Raw genomic sequence first — 19,499 nt, forward strand, 5'->3', positions numbered from 1 at the left:
AAATTTAGGGTGGCCAACGTCACCCCGGACACCTGTTCGTCTTCTGTAACAGCTTGATCTCGCAGAGCATTTCAGCACATCAGTGATGCTCCTTGATCACCCAGCTCAATACCTGCCGCCCAGATCAGAACCAACTCGGCTACCTGAAATTGCGACTTGCAAGGGCGGAATTTGGAGATCTTCAGCAAGGAGTTATTGACGCCTCACCTGAAATCAAATCGCAAAGAAAATTTCTGAACAAGTCAAAACCTGAAAGCACGCTCTTCCTTACAGCGTTGAATTCCGTCACCATTGCTCCGGGAAGAGCGCAAATTCTATGTCTATTCGGAAATCCAGTGAGGACACATGACACGGGAAGCTGCACCAGAACGTTCCACTGAGGGCATGGTCGACTACGATGCGAATTCTCGTGCGCAAAAGCAAAATGCTCTGCACAACTCGGACGTCATCTTTGACCTGGCCAACCGGGCGGCGAGCCGGAGCCTTCCAATGAACATCACGGATTATGGATGCGGGCCCGGGCACAGCGCTATCGAAACCGTCCGCCCAGCCCTGAAGGCCTGGAACGCCCTGCCCAATGCGAACCTCTCGGTCTGTCATGCGGACCAACCCGGCAATGACTGGAATGCTCTGATGGGTCTCGTGTTCGGCGACGACGGCTACGCGAACACGGCCAACGCGCCTCAGGTGCGTACGTCTGTCGGTTCGTTTTATGAGCGCATGATGCCTGACAATTCGGTCACCATCGCGACCTGTTTTTTCGCCAGTCATTGGTTGAGCCAGTCCGTCCAGCTTCATTCTCCCGAAACCATCTGGTTTGCCGACCTGACCGGTGAGGCCCGACAGAAGATGTGGCAGCTGGCAAAAAGGGACTGGGTGAAGTTTTTGCATCTTAGGGCGCAGGAACTGCAGCCCGGAGGCTATCTTTTCGTTTCCGCACTCGGAGCGGTGCCGGAAGAAGGCGAAATCAACGGCATTGCTGCTGCTGGCCGTGGAAACTATCGTGCACAGCAGGCAGTCGTCGCCTCCATGGTAGAGGATGGTCAACTGGACCGGGAGGTTGCAGACAACTTTGTGTTCGGCCTTTGGTTCCTGACCGAAAACGAAGCCCGACAGGCAATCGAGCAAAATGCTGAATTGTCGAAACTCTACGAGATCGACACGATTGAAGCCGAATACGTGGATGATGGCGGAGATCTGTTTCTGGATTGTCTGTCAGATCCACTGGAATACGGCCGTCGTTATGCCGGTTATACACGTGCATACGCCGGCACGACTCTCAGACGAAACTTGTTTGAGCCATCCGCCGGTCACGAGAGAACCGCCGAGCAGCTCGAAACGGAATTCTTCAAGCGGCTGGAAGCGCTCTATGCGGAGAAAACCAGCCGATATGCCTGCGAACAGTGGCACTTGAAGGCGATCCTCAAGCGGATCTGAACCTGTCCGCGCGTTGTTTCAAGTTTCGCCCCTGATCGAACAACAAACATCTTTGAAGTAAGCAGGAGTTGTCATGACCCAGAAAACGGTTTCAGGCAGAGCAACCGAAGGAATGGTCGACTATGATGACAATTCCCTGGCGCAACGGCAGGACACGCTTCGAAATTCAGATGTCATTTTCGAACTTGCCAGCCGCTTGTCGAACCAGCCGGACAACCTGAACATCACCGATTACGGGTGTGGTCCCGGACAAAGCGCAATCGACACGGTCCGCCCGGCGCTCGACGCCTGGCGCAAGTCAGCCCAAGACAAGCCGGTCGCGGTCTGTCATGCCGATCAGCCAGGAAACGACTGGAATGCGCTCATGGGGATCGTGTTCGGCCAATCCGGTTATGCGGATGGAGAAGACGCACCGCAGGTGACCACTTCTGTCGGAACCTTCTTCAACCAGATGGCACCGTCCGCATCAGTTTCTCTCGCCACCTGTTTCGCCGCCAGTCATTGGCTCAGTTCCCCGTTCAAGATTGATGCCCCGAACTCTGTCTGGTTCGCCGACCTACCGGAACAGGCGCATCTGCAAATGCAGGCAAAAGCGTTGCAGGACTGGTCCACCTTCCTGCGGCAGCGCGCAAAGGAATTGCAGAGTGGAGGATATCTCTTCGTCTCGACCCTGGGTGCAGTCCCGTCACCAGGCGATCCGAACGGCAAAGCTGTGTCGGGACGCGGGGTCTATCGCGCCTTTCAAAAAGTCACCGCAAGCATGAAGGAAGACGGACTCCTTGATCCAAGCACTGCTGACGAATTCGTCTTCAGCTTCTGGTTCCTGAGCGAAGAAGAAGCCAGGCTGCCGTTTGAAACCGATGAAGAGCTAGCCGCAGCCTATGAAATAGAACTGATCAAGATAGGGAACAAGGTTGAAGGGGGAGATGTTTTTGGCGCCTACCTTCAGGATCCTGCAGACTACGCCCGGCGCTACTCCGGCTTCACGCATGCCTTTGCCAGCTCAACCCTGCGAAATCAGCTCTTTGCGCCCTCCTGTTCTGGAAAGAAAGAAGACATTGACCGGCTGGAAACCGAATTTTTCCGTCGAGTGGAAGAGCTTTACAAAGAAAAAACGAACACTTACGCCTTCGAACAATGGCACCTCAGGGTCATATTGAAGCGAAAATAAGTGCGTGTAAGTTCGGGATGAATTCTCAACCCCCTACCGGGACTCGTTCATTCGGCTGCCCCAAGCGCCAGAAATCCGCCCGATTGCCGCTCCCAAAGCATGGCGTAGAGACCATTTCGCCTCAACAGTTCCTGGTGACTGCCTTCTTCGATAATCCTCCCCTTGTCCATCACAACCAGGCGGTCCATGGCAGCAATTGTCGACAGCCTGTGTGCGACCGCCAGTGTCGTTCGCCCCTCCATCATACGGGCAAGATTTTGCTGGATGGCGAGTTCGGCTTCGCTGTCCAGGGCCGATGTCGCCTCGTCAAGAATGAGGATGGGCGCGTTCTTCAATAGGACGCGCGCGATTGTAATCCGCTGGCGCTGCCCGCCGGACAGCTTCACGCCGCGGTCCCCCACATGCGCGTCGAGCCCTGAGCGATCCTTGCTGTCTTTCTGTTCCTCGATGAAACCGAGGGCTTCGGCTGCTCTTGCGATCGCCCTGATCTCGTCATCCGTCGCTTCGGGTTTGCCATAACGGATGTTGTCACGGATGGACCGGTTCAACAGCGAGATATCCTGTGTCACCACACCGATCTGACTGCGCAGGGAAGCCTGCGTCACTTCACGGATATCCTGACCGTCAATCGCAATTCGGCCACTGGAAACGTCACGCAAACGCATGAGCAGGGAAATCACGGTCGATTTGCCGGCGCCGGACAGCCCGACAAGACCGACCCGTTCACCTGGCCGAATCTGGAGATTGAATTCTTCCAGAACCGGCCTGCGGTCCTTCTGGTAGGAAAAGGAGACATTGTCGAAGCGGATTTCTCCCTTGGAAACCTCCAGCACCGCGGCGTTCTCGCGGTCGGTGATTTCCGGGCGACTGGTCATGATCGGCATGGCATCCCTGATCGTTCCAAGGGTGCTGGTGATCGATTGACCGACACCGATGAAACTGGAAGACGCGGTGGAAAGTGAGCGCGTCACCGTCAAGCCGGCGACAAACTCACCGATTGTGACCCAGCCGTCCATGAGCCCTTTGAAGCCGATAACCACGACCGCCAGGATCAGCAACACATTCAGGAAATAGACGGCGCTGTCCGTCAAGATGTAGGAACGGTTTTCGCTGTGGCGTGTATCGATGGTTTCACCGATCACCTTGCGAATTGCGCCCGCTTCGGAATCTTCTGCTGCGAACAGCTTGACCATGGCGATGTTGGAATAAACATCCGTCATGGCACCTGTTGCCCGGGAGTTTGCGGCTGCGACTTTCGCCGAGCGCTGCAGATAGGCAGGAATGGCCATCCAGGCAACGACAATGTTGGCCAATATCCAGATCAAGACCGGAACGGCCAATGGCCAGGCCATGGCAAGCAAGAGAACGAACGACCCTCCGAACTGGATGACCAGGCGGGGTATGGTTTCGATCGCCAGCATCATCTGGCGGTGAACCGACATTGTCACCTGTGCAATCCGCGACGCAACCTGTCCGGCGAACGTGTCTTCAAAGAATGCGAGATCCTGTGTCTCGACCGCCTTGTGCGCTTGCCAGCGCATGGCGGCCGGCAAGAGAATTCGGACCGTCTGGAATGCATAGGTTTGGCGCAACAGGAATGAGAGCGGATCGACGATCACGAAAAGCACGAAAAAACCGACCAGCAGCCAGCCATTTTCCTGAAGAAAAATCCGGGCACCTTGCCCGGTCACGCCATCGACCACGAAAGCGATGGCCCAAATACCGGCAAGCCCCAGCCCTGCGGAAACCATCGCAAGGAGCGAAACGATCACCAGCTGCCATCTGAACATCTTCGCAAAATGCAGGACGAGACGCAGCGGCCCTTCGTCGGGCAAAGGCGTCACCGGGAGATCCAGCGGCTTTAGATGCGCTTCGAAGGGTCGGAAATAACGGTCAACAAGTTGCGCCAAAAGCGGTCTTGCGATTGACACCCGCAACACTCCTGAAAAACTCTGTTAAACCTGCAGGCTCAAGGCGATAGCTAGAGTTGAGGTCGCGGCTCTATCCGGTAGACACAGCGCCGGTCACCGGACAACTGATGCTCCGTGCGCTCTACATTCACTTCCGGCCCCAGCACATCTTTGAACAGTCTGAGTTCGGACCGGCAAAATCCCTGGCACGCCGTGGCAGCAGCACATATGGAGCAATGGTTCTCGACGAGATAGAAGCCATCGTTTTCCTCGATAACTTCCGCCATATAGCCTTCCTGGCTGCGAAGTTCCGCCAGCTTGTCGACGCGCCCCGCAAGATCCGGCACACCGTCAATCGCTTCCTGATACGACTTCCGGCTCTGCGCTTCTCTGTGGGAAATCAACTTCTCCAGCCCTTCGTCCCCAAAGAAATCATTAAGACCGGTCAAAAGACCCAATACCAGATTGGAATGATTGTCGGGAAATTGCTGATGCCCGGCGGCCGTCAGATCCCAGACGCGCTTTGGCCGGCCAACGGATCCCTTGATATCTTCAAACCCGACCAGTTCTTCCTGGTGCAGTCCGTCCAAGTGCTGTCTCACCGCCACCGACGTGACATTGAGGCCTTTGGCTAGATCCGCAGCCGTTTGCGGGCCGGAAGACTTGAGAGCATTTAATAGCCGTGTGCGCGTTCGATCTGCCATGACCCCAATATAATGCTATTCGCACATAAAAAAATAGTTAGCTTTCCTTATTGACCGCCGATAATTCGGCCGGTCAGCGCAGCAATTGTTTCGAACGAGGGAAAATCGCCTCCCTGCCCGCCTCTTTCGCGCCGCCTCTTGCCGGTGAGAAACTTGACCATTCCCAAGCTGGACCCATAGATGTCCGTCAGCAAGTATCGCACGATGCTTCGCCCGGTTAACGCGATTTTCAGACCCCATCAAATATCTTCTCCATCAAGATTTACAAATTCTACGGATCGTTGAATCCATGCGCCAATTATTCTTTGGGTCTATTTTCGACATCAGCCAAGAGCAGGCTGGATTATGAGCAAAGTCAGAAGCTTCGTAAGATGGATGCTGATTGACCCCAGGCATCCCGAACTGGCTCAGGCCCAGTACAATGCGCTGAAAACCCAGATACCCGCTCTCTATTTCCTCTTGATGGTCAATGCCGTTGCGGTGTCGTACACGCATTTCGATGTCGCACCCGTCTATCTGACGGTGGGCGTACTCGTGCCGATGCTTGCAGTTACATCACTCAGGCTTGTTGCCTGGCTGCGTGCAGGCAAGATATCCCTTGGGCCAGATGAAGCCATCAGCAAGATGCGGCAAACCATTGTGCTCGGCAGCGTCATCGCAGTCGTCTATATCGCATGGTCCCTCAGTCTGGACGGATATGGCGGCCCGCATGAGCGAGGCCATGTCGCCCTTTTCATTGCAATCACGGTGATCGGCTGCGTGTTCTGCCTGATGAACCTGCCTCAGGCTGCAATCCTGGTCATGGTCATCGTGACCGTCCCTTACCTTGTCTATTACGTGGGACTCGACCAGGACGTCTATTTTGCCATCGCGCTCAACATCCTTCTCGTCTTTCTGGTTGTCCTGAAAGTCTTGCTGAACGGATATTCCGGCTTCTGCAAACTGATCCGATCCCAGGAGGCTCTCGCGGCAAAGCAGCGAGAGACCCAGAGCCTGAGTGAGGAAAACCGGCGTCTCGCCCATACCGATGCACTTACCGGTCTGCCCAACCGCAGGTACTTCTTCAATCGACTGGCGCACCTGATTGAAGACGACGAAAATACCGAACGGCGGTTTGCGGTCGGCGTTCTGGATCTGGACCGCTTCAAGCCGGTCAATGACACCTATGGACACAAGCTCGGCGACCAGCTGCTCGCTGAAGTCGGCGACCGGTTGAAATCATTGAACCTTCCCGACATGGAAGTCTGCAGACTGGGCGGCGACGAGTTCGGTTTCCTCTTCACCGGCGATCCGGCCAGCGCGGCAAAAGTCGGCCAGACAGTTTGCGACCACATAAGCAAACCCTACCGCTTCGGCGAACTGCAGCTCACGATTGGCGCATCCTGCGGTATTGCCGTCTATCCGGAGGCCGGCAGATCCGCACATGAACTCTTCGATCGTTCCGACTATGCCCTGTACAATTCCAAGTCCAGTTCGCGCGGCCGCGCCACGATCTACTCAAAAAGCCACGAAGCGAAGATCCGGTCCGAACGCGCCATTGAAAGCGCACTGCAGAGTGCAGACCTGACCAACGAGTTCAAAGTCTATTTCCAGCCGGTCGTCTCCATACCCGAACGAACAGTTGTCGGATTCGAGGCGCTGGTTCGCTGGCACAGTCCGGTTCTTGAAGAAGTTGAACCCGACCAGTTCATCGCGATCGCCGAGCGAACAGGGCTGATCAACCGGCTGACGATCTCGCTCTTTGAAAAGGCAACCCGTCAGATCAAATCCCTGCCTGGCGACCTCTATCTCTCGTTCAATCTTTCAGCGCATGACATAACGTCTCCTGAGACCGTTGCCGCCCTGCTGGAGATCATTCACCGATACGACTTCGATCCAAGATTGATCACCTTCGAAATCACGGAAACGTCGGTCATCGGTAGCTACGAGGCAGCCGAAAGCTGTTTGCGCAAACTCAGGAATGCCGGCGTCAGACTGGCGCTCGACGATTTCGGAACCGGCTATTCAAGTCTCGGTTACCTTCATCGTCTTCCAATCGATTGCGTCAAGATCGACCGGAGTTTTGTCTCCGGTATCAGCGAGCAGGTCGCAGGTGATGTCATCACGTCAATCGTGAACCTGTGCCGCTCCATGCAGATGGCCTGCATCGTCGAAGGTGTAGAAAAGAGCAGCCAGCTCGAAGTGTTGGAAACCCTTGAATGCAGGCTTGCTCAGGGTTTCTTCTTTGCGCCCGCCCTTCCATTTGATGAAGTGTATGAGAGCGCCCACGCAACAAAGACCGTTGCGGGGCTCCCGCTGTCTGGCTTCGGCGCCAACACTGAACTGCGCAGATCCAGCGCATAAAAGTGAGGCATTGCCTCCCCATTTCATCTCGGCCGTGATAACGGGGAAGCATGACGGGTGGAACCAAACGGCAAAAGGACATGCGCAAGGCTCTGAGAGCCTTGCTGCCGCGCGTTCCCATGCGCGATGCCGAAGCCATTCTTGACCTTGCGCTTGCGGGCCATCTGCGCCATCTGCCCCCCTCGATTTCGCTTTGGCAGGCGACCACCAGCCACATCCGCCATGAGTTGACGGAATACGACGCTTTGCTGGACGAAGGCTATGACCGCGATGCCGCACGCTATTTCGTTGCGGAGGAGATGAACGAAACCCTCCGCAATTGGGGGTGCAACAAGGAAGTTTCGCTGGACCACGAACAGGAGTCTTGATCTCCAGAAGTCCGCGTAGCACAAAGTTCCTTTCCGGGTCTCAACTGCGCTCGTAAATCCACTGTTCGGGAATGTGAGCGGTGATGGTTTCACCTGCGCGGATCGCCCCCGGAATCTCGACATACCCGACCAGGCCACGCAAACGCGTTGCCTCTTTCGGGAACAAGAGATCCAATCCTTCCCGGCCCGGGTAGTTTGCTGCGATTGCCGCACCTGAAAAGCGGCAGGGAGGATTATCGCCGTCGACACGAATGACTGCTCCACCCTCGAACACCAGTCTCGTGCGCGGAGGTACCTGAGTAAGGTTTGAAATACCCGACACGGCAATATTGCCGCCAATCCAACCGGATTTGATTTCGGCGATCCTCATGCGTTCGGCGACTACCGCAAGTTCCTCAAGCGAGAGAATGGAAATCTGCCGCTCGTTGCACATTTCCGTACCACGCGGATACCAGGGCTCTCGACCGCCGGAGCGACGGGTGAAGCCGGCATGCCTGTCCCCCGGAATACCTTCAAAAGTCAGTTCAAGCGCGTCTGTCGCGACCGTTTGAAAGTCATCCGGTGAAGATGTCCGGAAAACCCCTTCCACCTTGCCCGCGACCTTGAACCTGGATGTGATACGCATTTCCTCAGGCAATAGTGCGAGTTGGTCCGTCATGGAGTTCTCCTGTCGTTTTTCTGCTCTGAGGTTTAGGCTGCCTTGCGCCAATCGACCAACAAATCATTTTGAGAAATACATCAAATTTGATGATCCGTAGGCCTGCTCGAATTCTTGATCACACTTGGCGCGGCGGGGCGACGGGATGCATCACCTCCCCTGTCGGCCCTCCTTCTTCGAAGCGGGAAGCCAAAAAAGGCCCCGCGATCCAGTCGCGGAGCCAAAATCGTGTCTGCATTATTGGCAACAGCCTTACTGCAGCCTCACAGTGCAAACCATCTGGGTGTGCTGAGAGTTGATCCAGCAGTTTGGCGGCAGCGGACCGGTCGGGATCGGATAATAGTAGTAGGTCGGCTGACGGGCTGCGCTGGCAATAGCAGCACCTGTTGCCACGCCGGCTGCATAAGCGCCTGGATGATAGTACGGGCCATACGGCGGATAGGGCGGGTAGTAAGGCGGATAATACGGATGGTAGGGGGGATGCCATGCGCGGCAGCGCGGATCCTGTGGCGCGTGATAGCAATAGGGACCATAGGGCTCAAATCCGACGCCTCCCCGCGGCGCGGTGGAGGTTGCGCCATGATGGTGCGGCCTGGAACTGCGATCGATGAAGAGGGCGACACCCTTGGCGCTCTCCGGCAGCTCACCTCGCAGGACCTTGACGCCATAGACCATCGAAGATCCTTCTGTCTTGGCGGATGTCAATTCCACCAGCGCAGGAACCTTGCCTGTCTCGCTCAGGATACTGACGACTGCATTTGGCGGGTCTCCCTTGAACCCGTCTTCAACTTCCCAGAAGCCTGCGAAATCCTTGTTTGAAATCTGACCGCCGACACGGTAGGGCCGATCACTGAAGAACAAGACACCCGCATCCGTGCCGGTCAGCGTCATGGTCTTGCCATCGAATTTCATTTCACCGGCCTGCTGTACGAAGTCGTAAGTCGGCGGCGGTGTCGGATCGGCATTGACCGGCTGCGCCTGCTGCGCGTGGGCTGTCCCTATTCCAATTCCGGCCAACAGACCGGCACCTACAATCATTCCGCGAGTTATTTTCAAACTGTTCATCGTCAAATACCTCCTCCCGGGCAATGGCGGGCGCCCGGTTGCTGACAATCAAACTTCGCACGGGCATCCCGTTCAGATTGTGACATAGAACACAGTCTGCCTTCTAGATTGTAGCGGGGCAATCGATTTCAGATTAAATAAGTGAAAGGTTTATGCCGGTACGAACCGGCCTGTTACCGTCCTTTCCACGGCTCAGCCGACATCCTGCCGGAAGCCGTCAAGACAACGGATAACCTTTCTGGCGTAATAGAGCATCGCGACCCAGTCAGTCATGAAATGTGTATCTGTCTGTGTCGTTTCCGGCATCGCCGCCCGCCATTCCTCGGCCAAACCCGGCACGGTCTGTTTGCCCTTACCGTTCAGAACGGCACCGATTTCATCCTGTATGCGCTTGTCCATTCTGGCAACGAGCGTTTCAACCGGTTCGACGGTTGCATACTTGTCCGCATCAGCCTGCACATTAGCTCTCGCCTGGCGGTACAGCGCTACGTAGTCCGCCAGCAGGACAACAAGCGTATCCAGTTTGCCGGAAGACTTGGTGAAAGACGACCAGGGTGCGCGCTCGGTTCGATAGGTTCTGGCTGTCGCAAGCAGTTTGTGGGCGGTTGCCTTCAGTTGGGTGTAATCAAGAGTGTCCGCCCCTTCCTGTCCGCTCTCCGTCTTCAGGTATTGCGAACAGGTGTTCAGGTAAGACGTCTCCAGCTGGTCAACGCTGTCGCCGCTCCGGTTGGGAAAGAGTAACCAGGCTGCCGCAAGTCCGACTGCGGCGCCGATCAACGTGTCGTAAAGACGTGCCCAGAATTCAGCAGCCGGCAAGCCGGTCAGTGTCTGAAGCCCGATCAGCACAAGGAAACTGATAATCCCGGCGGCGATACCATAGTTGCGTTCAAACAGAACAATGATCGGAGGCAACAGAAGGATTATCAGAGCAACCCGGATGTCCGGATAACCCGAGAGCACGGGTTCCAGCAGTATTGCGAACATGAACCCGACTGCCGTGCCCAGGGTTCGCTGTGTGGTCTTTTTCATTGTTGCGCCAAGGCTGCCGCACAGGACAACGATCACCGTGATCGTCACCCAGTAGGCATGACTCAGGTTGAAGTAGATCCCGATGCCGTAGCCAACGCTGGCAGCGACGCTTGCCTGAACAGCAAGCCGCCAGGAGATCTGCTGCCACCAGGGCGCGGATTTCGCCTCGACCGCGGCTTCCTCGTCCGGCCTGAGCCGAGACGTCCCTTCGGCGAGTTTCCAGATCCGTTCGAATGCCTGCGCAATCCGCAGGAGCTGAAAATTGTCACCTTTCTGAAACCCGGCCTCAAGCTCCGGCCAGTCCACGTCAAACGGAGTTTCGCCGATCGGTGCCTCTCCTGCCGTGATCCTTTGGCAAAGCTGTTCCACGATGGTCTGAAAGGTCGCGTTTCGGATCAGTTCCGTGCGGCTTTCGGGCGAGAGCATTGCCATGGCATCGCGCACGACCTCCAGTGCGAGCTGCATCATTGCCGCCGATTCCACCGACAGGCCCTGGAGAGCCGCACCGGGATCGATCAGATCAATGCTCAGGTCCAGTTCCGAACGCAGGCCGGCAACATCGGAGACATTTAACCGGCGGCGGCGGTCGATCGACAATTGCCCATTTGCGGCCAGTTTCAAATAGTCGGCCATTGCCTGACGATTTGCCTTTTCAACCCTCAAATAGGTTTTTTCAGGTGACGGCCGCCAGAAACCGATGCGGATCACGAAAGCCAGAACGACACCAAGTATCGTCATTGCCGGCAACCATACTCCGGGCAAACCGGAGACACTCGACATGATCACAAACAGCCAGAAAATCGAAACCATCCGCCCCGTACGCAGCCAAAACGGCCCGAAACCCTCAATACCGAATCCGATTGCGATGACCGCGATCCAGATGGACTGCAGCACGACACCTGCACTCTTGCCTGCAGCCAGTCCGGACGCCATCCCGAAGACCGCCAGACCTGTCATTATCAGTCCCAGCCAGACAAGGTCGCCGGCTTCCTGCTTGCGTGTCGAAATCGGTGTGAACAAAAGACAGTGCGCGCCAGCGGCGGCAGCCAGCACAGAAAGGGTAAAGCCCGACAACCCCTCGGCGAACGGTCCAAGCTGATTGGCCAGCAATCCCGCGATCACCACAGTCATCATAAGGTGGGCCCCGCGCACCAAGCGCAAGGCACCCGGATCGTAGCGTTGCAGGACCTTTATCGAACGGAATATCGGCTGAAACATCTGAAAAGAGATCAATCGCTTCCTCTAGGTCGTTGAAACCATTGGACTTGAAATCGAATATTGAAATAGCCCCGATCCATTTGACGCGATTTCGGATGTCTCTGGCAAGCTCCGATCTTCGACGCTGCATTCAACAACTTCGAAAGGATCGCTATTCCTTCCATGGGAATTGAAGCAATGGTCCGCGCTCTCGATAACTCCCGGAGCTCAAAGAGAGGTTATGCACCATGAAGACTTTCTATCTTGCAGCCGCCGTGTTCGGGACGATCCTACCCTGGCTCTTTTTCGCCGGCTTCACATCGGAACACGGTCCAAATCTGTTGCTTTTCGTACAGCTTCTCTTTGCCAACGGCCCGAGCAGCGGATTTACAACGGACCTTTTGATCGCCTGCACCGTCTTCTGGGTCTGGTCCTGGCAGGATGCGCGGCAGAATTCCGTTTCCAGCTAGTGGCTGACCATTCCCGCGATCTGGCTCGTCGGACTGTCCCTGGGGCTGCCGCTTTACCTCTGGCTGCGGGAGCGCACCAGAGAGGCAGAGGGTCCTGATCACCTGATAGCCGACAATGCCAGCTGACAAGGCAAGCTTCTAACCAAAAAACCCCGGAACGATGTTCCGGGGTTTTGAATGTTGGAGCCGGCTGGACGCTTAGCGCGTCAGCGGCTTGTACTTGATCCGGCGCGGATCGGCGGCGTGAGCACCGAGGCGGCGGACCTTGTCCTTTTCGTAGTCTTCGAAGTTGCCTTCGAACCATTCCACGTGGCTGTCGCCTTCAAAGGCCAGCATGTGCGTTGCCAGACGGTCGAGGAACATACGATCGTGCGAGATAACCACGGCGCAGCCGGCGTAGTTTTCCAGAGCGTCTTCAAGAGCTGCCAGGGTCTCGGTGTCGAGGTCGTTGGTCGGCTCATCGAGCAGCAGAACATTGGCGCCCTTCTTCAGGACCTTTGCCAGGTGAACGCGGTTACGCTGACCACCGGAGAGATCGCCCACCTTCGCCTGCTGAGCCGGGCCCTTGAAGTTGAAGGACGAGCAGTAGGCGCGTGAGTTGATTTCCTTGTCGTCAAGGTAGATCACTTCGGCGCCGCCGGAAATCTCTTCCCAGACCGTGTTGTTCGGGTTCAACGCGTCACGTGACTGGTCGACATAACCCAGATGCACGCTGTCGCCGATGTTGACGGAGCCGTTGTCCGGCTTTTCCTGGCCGGTCAGCATCTTGAAGAGGGTCGACTTGCCTGCACCGTTCGGACCGATGACTCCAACAATGCCACCGCGTGGCAGCTTGAAGGACAGGTTGTCGATCAGAAGACGATCTTCGAAGCCCTTGGAAACACCATCGACCTCAATGACGTTGGCGCCAAGGCGCTCGCCTACCGGGATGAGGATCTGTTCGATGGACGGCTGACGTTCTTCCTGGGCGCTCAACAGGTCTTCAAAGGCCCGGATACGTGCTTTTGACTTGGTCTGGCGGCCTTTCGGGCTCATACCCATCCATTCGCGCTCGCGGGCAATTGCCTTGGAGCGGGCCATGTTCTCGCGGCCTTCCTGCTCCATGCGCTTGGTCTTTTTTTCCAGATAGACCGAGTAGTTGCCTTCGTAAGGAATGCCCTGCCCGCGGTCGAGCTCGAGGATCCAGCCGGTGACATTGTCGAGGAAGTAGCGATCGTGGGTGATGATCAGGACGGAGCCCTTGAACTCACGCAGGTGACGCTCCAGCCAGTGAACGGTTTCCGCGTCCAGGTGGTTGGTCGGTTCGTCGAGCAGCAGCAGGTCCGGCTCCGACAGAAGCAGCTGGCAGAGCGCGACACGGCGGCGTTCACCACCGGAGAGGTTTTCAACGGAAGCATCGGATGGCGGGCAGCGCAGGGCTTCCATCGCCATTTCCACCTGACTTTCCAGGTTCCACAGATCCTTCGCATCGATCTCGTCCTGAAGATGGGCAGCTTCGTCGGCGGTCTCGTCCGAGTAGTTCATCATCAGTTCGTTGTAGCGGTCGATCTTCGCCTGCTTGTGAGCGACACCTTCCATGACGTTTTCCATCACGGTCTTGGTTTCGTCCAGCTTCGGCTCCTGCGGCAGGTAGCCAACCTTGGCGCCTTCGGCGGCCCAGGCCTCACCGGTATACTCCTTGTCGAGGCCGGCCATGATCTTCAAAAGCGTCGACTTACCGGCACCGTTCGGGCCCAGGATACCGATCTTGGCATCCGGGTAGAAAGACAGGTGGATGTTGTCGAGGACTTTCTTGTCGTTATAGGCCTTGGAGAGGCCGTGCATGTGATAGATGAACTGGCGCGCCATGGGGCTCCGCTTCTCCACTTGAAAACGCTGTTGGGAATCTTTGGAATTCTGCGGGGTCTTTTAGGGGAAAGTGACGTCCGGGGCAATGGGCGATTTCAGTAGGTAGTTCACGCCGAGTTCTCATCGATGCGGTGACTGATCGAAGGATCACGAAGCTTCGTGAGGTTACTTGATCTCGACTATGCGAAAATCGAACCGTTCTACCGGCTGATTGTCAATCGTGACGTCAAGCGAACAGTGACCGGTGGGATCCCCCTCGGAAACGCACCAGGAATGTTCAACCCATCCATCGACGACCGGTATGAAGCGGGTTGTCGTTGCAGCTGTCCTGTCTCTTGAAATCTCGATTGTACCGTAGACGTTGTCTTCATCCGACCAGTATTCGGGAGCATCGGGAAGCGTCAGGACTTCTCTTACATGAACCAGAGTTTCGTCACTTGAAAGTTTTATCCGCCACCCGAAACAAGTCTGATCCGGCTTGAGAGGCACAACATTCGTGTCCAGATAGACAGAGTCAGATGCCTCATCAGACAGTTCTACAAAAAACTCCGCCTTTTCTATTTCTGCAGCATGTCCGATGTCCCCCGTCGCTGTATACAAGATCACAACTGAAGCAACAGTCACGTAGAGCCCTTTGCCGCACATCGGTTTGACCAACCTTTCAGAAGCTCGCGATAAACTCGGGCTTGATTGTTTCCGGGAAATCCAATCTGTCAACACGCATAAGCGTTGCTCTCAAGTCCTGCCACCTATGATCTGCCCTGCACCGAGGCGAGAACTTCCACGCCCTATCGCTAGAGATCGCGCGCTTGGCACAAGAGCGCATTTCCTGTTGAGCAACTGAGAGAACCCGTCACAGCGCCAGCCCCGGCTGCACAATACACATGCGGCATTCGACAGGCGGCAGCTCGCGGCTGGCGGCTTCATGCAGGAAGATGAAAGGGTTCGCGGTTCTGTAATACCGAATGGCGATGTCCTTGCCCGAGGCCGCCTCTTCCCATTTGGAGTGGATGGTGTCGTCGGAGTTGATCCACCAGGTCCCGACTTCCGGCTCTCTGCCACGAACCTTCATGTGCCCCTCACCGCCAGGATGAAATGCCAGTACATACGGATCGTTGCTATAGGGGGCACCGTAGATGGTATTGCCGCTGAGTGCTGATTCCAGTTCAGAAGAGGTCAATGCCGCGTTCTCATTCCGCAGCTTGAAGTTGGAATATCTGTCTTCGATGATGCGGACAGCCTCAGGCCTGCTCATCGAGGTCAAAGCAGACGCACTGGCAGGCACCGGAACTTCCACGACTTTCGCGATCGCTGTGAGCAATTCAAGCGTTTTACGGTCTTCCCTGTTTGCCATCTTCTCACCGCTCCCTTTTACCGAGACCTACAATCGCCGTCCGGTGCCTGGCGAGCAAGCATCTTTGTCTGTTCGGTTTCTAGAAGAGAAACCTTGCACGCTGAAAGCGCTGTCAAATGAGTGCAAGTAAGAGCTGAAAACGGCGGCTCGGAATTCTTGTCTCAGCACATATATTTTCAGTGACGCGGACCATCAACCGGCAGACGGATTCAACTTTTCGGCGAATCAACGCCGGTTCACATTGCGCCAACTTCATCTAAAAACTCATCGCTTAAACACTCATTGTAAAAATATACAATACTTACAACTCGGCAACTTTCCTCATTCACAACACAGATACCCATCAATATAAATTTCCCTAGACTTTGTGTTTATTAATTTGCTCACGTAATTATTTCTTTACGTATACATAGAATTCTACCAATGGTTTCATTTTGGTAGGGGCCCGACATGACCGTCTCCAGCAACATTCGTTTTTCTGTTGCGGCAAAAGTAATTGCTATCGTTCTGGTTTTAAGCACAGTGATGGTTGCACAATCGGTTTTCAGCGTTTCGCAACTGAACAAGATCGGCAGGGAGATCGAAACGATCGCCGAGTCCGATATTCCGCTTACCGAAGTTCTCAGCCGGATCACAACTCACCAGCTGGAACAGTCCGTCCTGTTTGAGCGGATCCTGCGCCTGAACGGTCTCGCAGATGGCGACCTGGAACAGCAGAGAGCGCTGTCGGAGAAAAAGTTCAAGGAATATGCGTCAATCGTTGACCGGGAAATTCTCGAAGGCGAACGTATCGCAGAAGAAGCGTTGAAACATGCCTATGACGAGGCAACACGCGCGGAAATCCTGCATGTGCTGGACGCGCTCAAGAGAATTGAAGCGGAGCACAAGACCTACGACGACCACGCGATCGAGATAATTGAATATGCCAACAACAACGAAACCGAGAAGGCAGCAGCACTGCTTGCAACAATCGAGGAAGAAGAGAAACAGCTCAACAGCGAGCTGATTGAACTCCTTCACAAGATCGAGACCTTCACGCTGAACGCGACTAAAACAGCGGAACTTCACGAACAGGAAACCGTTCAGGTTCTGATTATCGCAGCCATCGTCTCGACTCTGTTCGGAATTCTGGTTTCGACCCTGATTGCGCGCATTACGGTAACGCGTCCTCTTCGGACAGTCGTTTCAGCACTTGATCAGCTTGCCCATAACGACTTGACGGCAACCGTCGACGTCAAGGGCAATGATGAAATTGGCGATCTCGCCAGCGCGTTCAACAATTTCAAGGAAAAGCTGATCCAGATGCGCAATCTGGAAAACGAGCGCAAGGAAGTAGAGCGGGAAAACATCAACCAGAGGCGCGAAACTCTCTCCCTGATGGCAACCGAGGTCAAGGAAAAGACCGAGGAAGGCATCTCCACCATCGCCGAAAGCGCCGACGAGGTTAAAGACCAGTCCACGCGCATGCGCGCGGCCCTGGAGCGAGCCAATGACGGCATCAACGAAATGCTGACCCAGGCGCAGGAGACCCATCAACGTTCCGAAGAAGCCGGAGATCTTTCAGAAGGTCTTCTTGCCGCCATCAGCGAAGTGGCAGAGAAGACCGAAAAAACCAACGTTCTTACGACGGAGGCCGTGACGCTTTCTTCTTCTTCACACGAAACGATCGGGGAACTTGCCGCCGCGGCCGAGAGCATCGGGCAGTTCGTGTCCGTCATCAGTGACATTGCCGAGAAAACCAATCTGCTTGCATTGAACGCGACAATTGAGGCTGCACGCGCAGGCGAGGCCGGTCGCGGTTTTGCCGTGGTCGCCGCGGAAGTGAAGGAGCTTGCCGAACAGACAAACCGGTCGACCGAGCAGATCTCCGAACAGGTTGTCACCATTCAGAGCAAGACAGGTGCAGCTGTTTCCTCAATCGACAGAATTATTGAAAGCATCAGCCGCCTCAGCGAAATGGCAGCCTCCGTTGCCTCGGCGACCGAAGAGCAAAGGGTGACGACGGAGAATTTCGGCAAGATCGTCAATGAGTCCGGTCAGGCCGTCGGCAGAATGTCGGAAGGCATGTCGGAGGTTGCGCAGATTGCGCAGGAGTCCCTCGCCTTCTCCAACGCAATGAGCGAGAAGACAAGTTCGATGGCCTTTGCCGCGCAGCACATGCGCGAGGATATTCCGGCCATCATTCAGGCGTCTCTGGATGAAACCGAACGCCGTTCCAACCCCAGGACAGAGGTGAACCAGCTGGTCAATGGCCGCGACCGGAACGGTGATTTCGTCGTTGAACTCCTGAACCTGTCCGACACGGGTTGCTGCGTCACCAACAGCGGTAGGGACCTCGATGGGGATATCGAACTCAATGTCCCGGGAGAAGGCTGGGTTTCCTACAGGCTGATGTGGGCCGAAGACAGCAAGGTCGGTCTTGAGCGGACCTAACCGGATAAATTGAGGGCTGACGAGAATGCCCGCCGTCCTGTAGGGTATCCTCCCAACCAGTCGTCAGCTCTCAAGATTTTCCGGATATTTCCATGAAGTCCATCGACATTCTCATGCCGCGCCCGATGCTGCCAAACGTTCAGGAGCAACTGGATGTTCTCTTTACCGTGCACAAGCTGTACGAGACTGACGATCCGGACGCATTACTGGAAAAAGTCGGCGACAGGATCAAGGGCGTCGCCCTGACGGGGATTGCCGTTGACGCTGCTTTTCTGCAGAAGATCCCGAACGCGCAAATTATCTCGAGCTTCGGTGTCGGTTATGACCACGTCAATACCGGTGACTGCCTCGCATCCGGCGTAACCGTTACTCATACACCGGACGTTCTGACCGATGAGGTCGCTGATACCGCTATTGGACTGATGATCATGACGGTCCGCGAGTTCGGCCAAGCCGAGACCTGGCTGCGAGCGGGCAAGTGGGAAAGCAAGGGCCCCTACCCGCTGACCCCAGCAACCCTCAGGGGGCGCAAGCTCGGTATTTTCGGCCTGGGCCGTATCGGCAAGGCAATTGCCAAGCGTGCGGAAGCTTTTGGTCTGGAGATCTGTTACCACGGCCGCCACAAACAGGATGGGATCGACTACCCGTATCATGCCACCTTGAAGGATCTGGCAGCTGCCTGTGACACGTTGATGGTGGTCGCACCGGGTGGTGCGGAGACGGAGCATGCCGTCGACGCAGAAGTGCTCGACGCGCTGGGCCCTGGCGGCATCGTGATCAATATCGGCCGGGGATCAGTCATCGACGAAACGGCGCTTATCGACGCGCTTGAAGACGGTACGATATTCGGCGCCGGTCTCGACGTTTTTGAAAACGAGCCACACGTGCCGGAAAAACTGATGCAACTGCCTCACGTCACGCTGCTTCCCCATGTCGGATCAGCTTCCCAGGCCACCCGCAATGCAATGGGGCAACTTGTTGTCGACAACCTGAAAAGCTGGTTCGAAACTGGAAAGGCCGTGACGCCCGTCCCGGAAATGAAACAGGCGACGGCTGACGGCAAATGAAACAAGGCAATGCGTGAAGAGACTGGATCACCTGTCGCTGCCCGAAATCAAGGATTTCAACACGATAGGCAATGCTCTTCGTTTCAAGGTTTTCAAGAAACGCCTCAGTCCAGAACTTCGCCAATGAGCATCTGCGGCTTCGTGTTTGTATAGTTCGGAATGTCCGCAAGCACGGGTCCGGCGGCTGCCATGGCCTGATCGAATTTCTCCTGATTTTCGAAAGTCATGGTCGCAATCGCATAAAACGCTGGTGGCGCATCCGGTCCACCTGCAAGTCCTTTGGAAGCCTGAGCAGAAACCATGAAGGCCCCCAAATGATCCCGCACAAGCTTCATATGGGTCCCTTTGTAGTAGTCCTGATCGAACGTGGTATCCGGTTTTATGGGATAAAGGACCTGAAGTGAGATCGACATGACATTCTCCTGATGATCCGGGCTTTCCTGCT

The 19,499-nt window shown here is 55.7% G+C and carries 15 protein-coding genes and 1 pseudogene; 7 read left to right on the forward strand and 9 right to left on the reverse strand.

The window, feature by feature from the left end; translation table 11 throughout:
• Positions 1-345: 345 nt before the first annotated feature.
• Both ABLQ08_RS03015 and ABLQ08_RS03020 read left to right on the forward strand, forming a co-directional pair.
• Entirely contained in the window at positions 346-1,437 is a 1,092-nt protein-coding gene (locus tag ABLQ08_RS03015) for a hypothetical protein (protein ID WP_352939403.1), read from the forward strand.
• 73 nt (positions 1,438-1,510) lie between these two features.
• Positions 1,511-2,608, forward strand: coding sequence for a hypothetical protein (locus ABLQ08_RS03020; protein WP_352939406.1), 1,098 nt, complete (start codon positions 1,511-1,513; stop codon positions 2,606-2,608).
• 47 nt (positions 2,609-2,655) lie between these two features.
• Here the strand turns inward: ABLQ08_RS03020 and ABLQ08_RS03025 are convergent, their stop codons facing one another.
• Together ABLQ08_RS03025 and ABLQ08_RS03030 are read right to left on the reverse strand one after the other, a co-directional pair.
• Entirely contained in the window at positions 2,656-4,539 is a 1,884-nt protein-coding gene (locus tag ABLQ08_RS03025; protein WP_352939408.1) for an ABC transporter ATP-binding protein, read from the reverse strand.
• A 50-nt stretch (positions 4,540-4,589) separates the two neighbouring features.
• Positions 4,590-5,222, reverse strand: coding sequence for a helix-turn-helix transcriptional regulator (locus ABLQ08_RS03030; RefSeq protein ID WP_352939411.1), 633 nt, complete (start codon positions 5,220-5,222; stop codon positions 4,590-4,592).
• Between the two features lie 345 nt (positions 5,223-5,567).
• Between ABLQ08_RS03030 and ABLQ08_RS03035 the strand changes: the two genes are divergently transcribed.
• Together ABLQ08_RS03035 and ABLQ08_RS03040 are read left to right on the forward strand one after the other, a co-directional pair.
• Entirely contained in the window at positions 5,568-7,565 is a 1,998-nt protein-coding gene (locus tag ABLQ08_RS03035) for a putative bifunctional diguanylate cyclase/phosphodiesterase (RefSeq protein WP_352939414.1), read from the forward strand.
• A 50-nt stretch (positions 7,566-7,615) separates the two neighbouring features.
• Positions 7,616-7,933: a DUF2293 domain-containing protein gene (locus ABLQ08_RS03040; protein WP_352939417.1), complete on the forward strand. Its 318-nt coding sequence runs from the start codon at positions 7,616-7,618 to the stop codon at positions 7,931-7,933.
• Between the two features lie 40 nt (positions 7,934-7,973).
• Here ABLQ08_RS03040 and ABLQ08_RS03045 read toward each other — a convergent pair whose 3' ends face one another.
• The 3 genes from ABLQ08_RS03045 to ABLQ08_RS03055 form a co-directional block, all read right to left on the reverse strand.
• Complete coding sequence (locus tag ABLQ08_RS03045) at positions 7,974-8,591, reverse strand: MOSC domain-containing protein (protein WP_352939420.1); 618 nt, start codon at positions 8,589-8,591, stop codon at positions 7,974-7,976.
• A 252-nt stretch (positions 8,592-8,843) separates the two neighbouring features.
• Positions 8,844-9,656 (reverse strand): hypothetical protein, encoded by an 813-nt coding sequence (locus tag ABLQ08_RS03050; protein WP_352939423.1) that lies wholly within the window; start codon positions 9,654-9,656, stop codon positions 8,844-8,846.
• 192 nt (positions 9,657-9,848) lie between these two features.
• Positions 9,849-11,918: an FUSC family protein gene (locus ABLQ08_RS03055; RefSeq protein WP_352939424.1), complete on the reverse strand. Its 2,070-nt coding sequence runs from the start codon at positions 11,916-11,918 to the stop codon at positions 9,849-9,851.
• 212 nt (positions 11,919-12,130) lie between these two features.
• Here ABLQ08_RS03055 and ABLQ08_RS03060 point away from each other — a divergent pair.
• Positions 12,131-12,478 (forward strand): annotated as a pseudogene (locus ABLQ08_RS03060) (DUF2834 domain-containing protein).
• A gap of 72 nt (positions 12,479-12,550) precedes the next feature.
• Here the strand turns inward: ABLQ08_RS03060 and ettA are convergent.
• From ettA to ABLQ08_RS03075, 3 genes are all read right to left on the reverse strand, one after another.
• Complete coding sequence (gene ettA / locus ABLQ08_RS03065) at positions 12,551-14,200, reverse strand: energy-dependent translational throttle protein EttA (RefSeq protein WP_352939426.1); 1,650 nt, start codon at positions 14,198-14,200, stop codon at positions 12,551-12,553.
• A 165-nt stretch (positions 14,201-14,365) separates the two neighbouring features.
• Complete coding sequence (locus ABLQ08_RS03070; protein ID WP_352939428.1) at positions 14,366-14,824, reverse strand: hypothetical protein; 459 nt, start codon at positions 14,822-14,824, stop codon at positions 14,366-14,368.
• A gap of 229 nt (positions 14,825-15,053) precedes the next feature.
• Positions 15,054-15,554, reverse strand: a complete 501-nt coding sequence (locus ABLQ08_RS03075) for a hypothetical protein (protein ID WP_352939430.1) — start codon at positions 15,552-15,554, stop codon at positions 15,054-15,056.
• Positions 15,555-16,004: 450 nt separating this feature from the next.
• Between ABLQ08_RS03075 and ABLQ08_RS03080 the strand changes: the two genes are divergently transcribed.
• Together ABLQ08_RS03080 and ABLQ08_RS03085 are read left to right on the forward strand one after the other, a co-directional pair.
• Positions 16,005-17,987 carry a methyl-accepting chemotaxis protein gene (locus ABLQ08_RS03080; protein WP_352939433.1) on the forward strand — a complete coding sequence of 661 codons (1,983 nt, stop codon included), beginning with the start codon at positions 16,005-16,007 and terminating at the stop codon, positions 17,985-17,987.
• Positions 17,988-18,079: 92 nt separating this feature from the next.
• Positions 18,080-19,054, forward strand: a complete 975-nt coding sequence (locus ABLQ08_RS03085) for a 2-hydroxyacid dehydrogenase (protein ID WP_352939435.1) — start codon at positions 18,080-18,082, stop codon at positions 19,052-19,054.
• 104 nt (positions 19,055-19,158) lie between these two features.
• On the opposite strand, the gene ABLQ08_RS03090 is transcribed toward ABLQ08_RS03085, so the two are convergent.
• On the reverse strand, positions 19,159-19,467 hold the full coding sequence (locus tag ABLQ08_RS03090) for an EthD family reductase (protein ID WP_352939438.1): 309 nt from the start codon (positions 19,465-19,467) through the stop codon (positions 19,159-19,161).
• Positions 19,468-19,499 lie beyond the last annotated feature (32 nt).

It is taken from the genome of Roseibium sp. SCP14 (assembly GCF_040329475.1).
Classification (GTDB): Bacteria; Pseudomonadota; Alphaproteobacteria; order Rhizobiales; family Stappiaceae; genus Roseibium.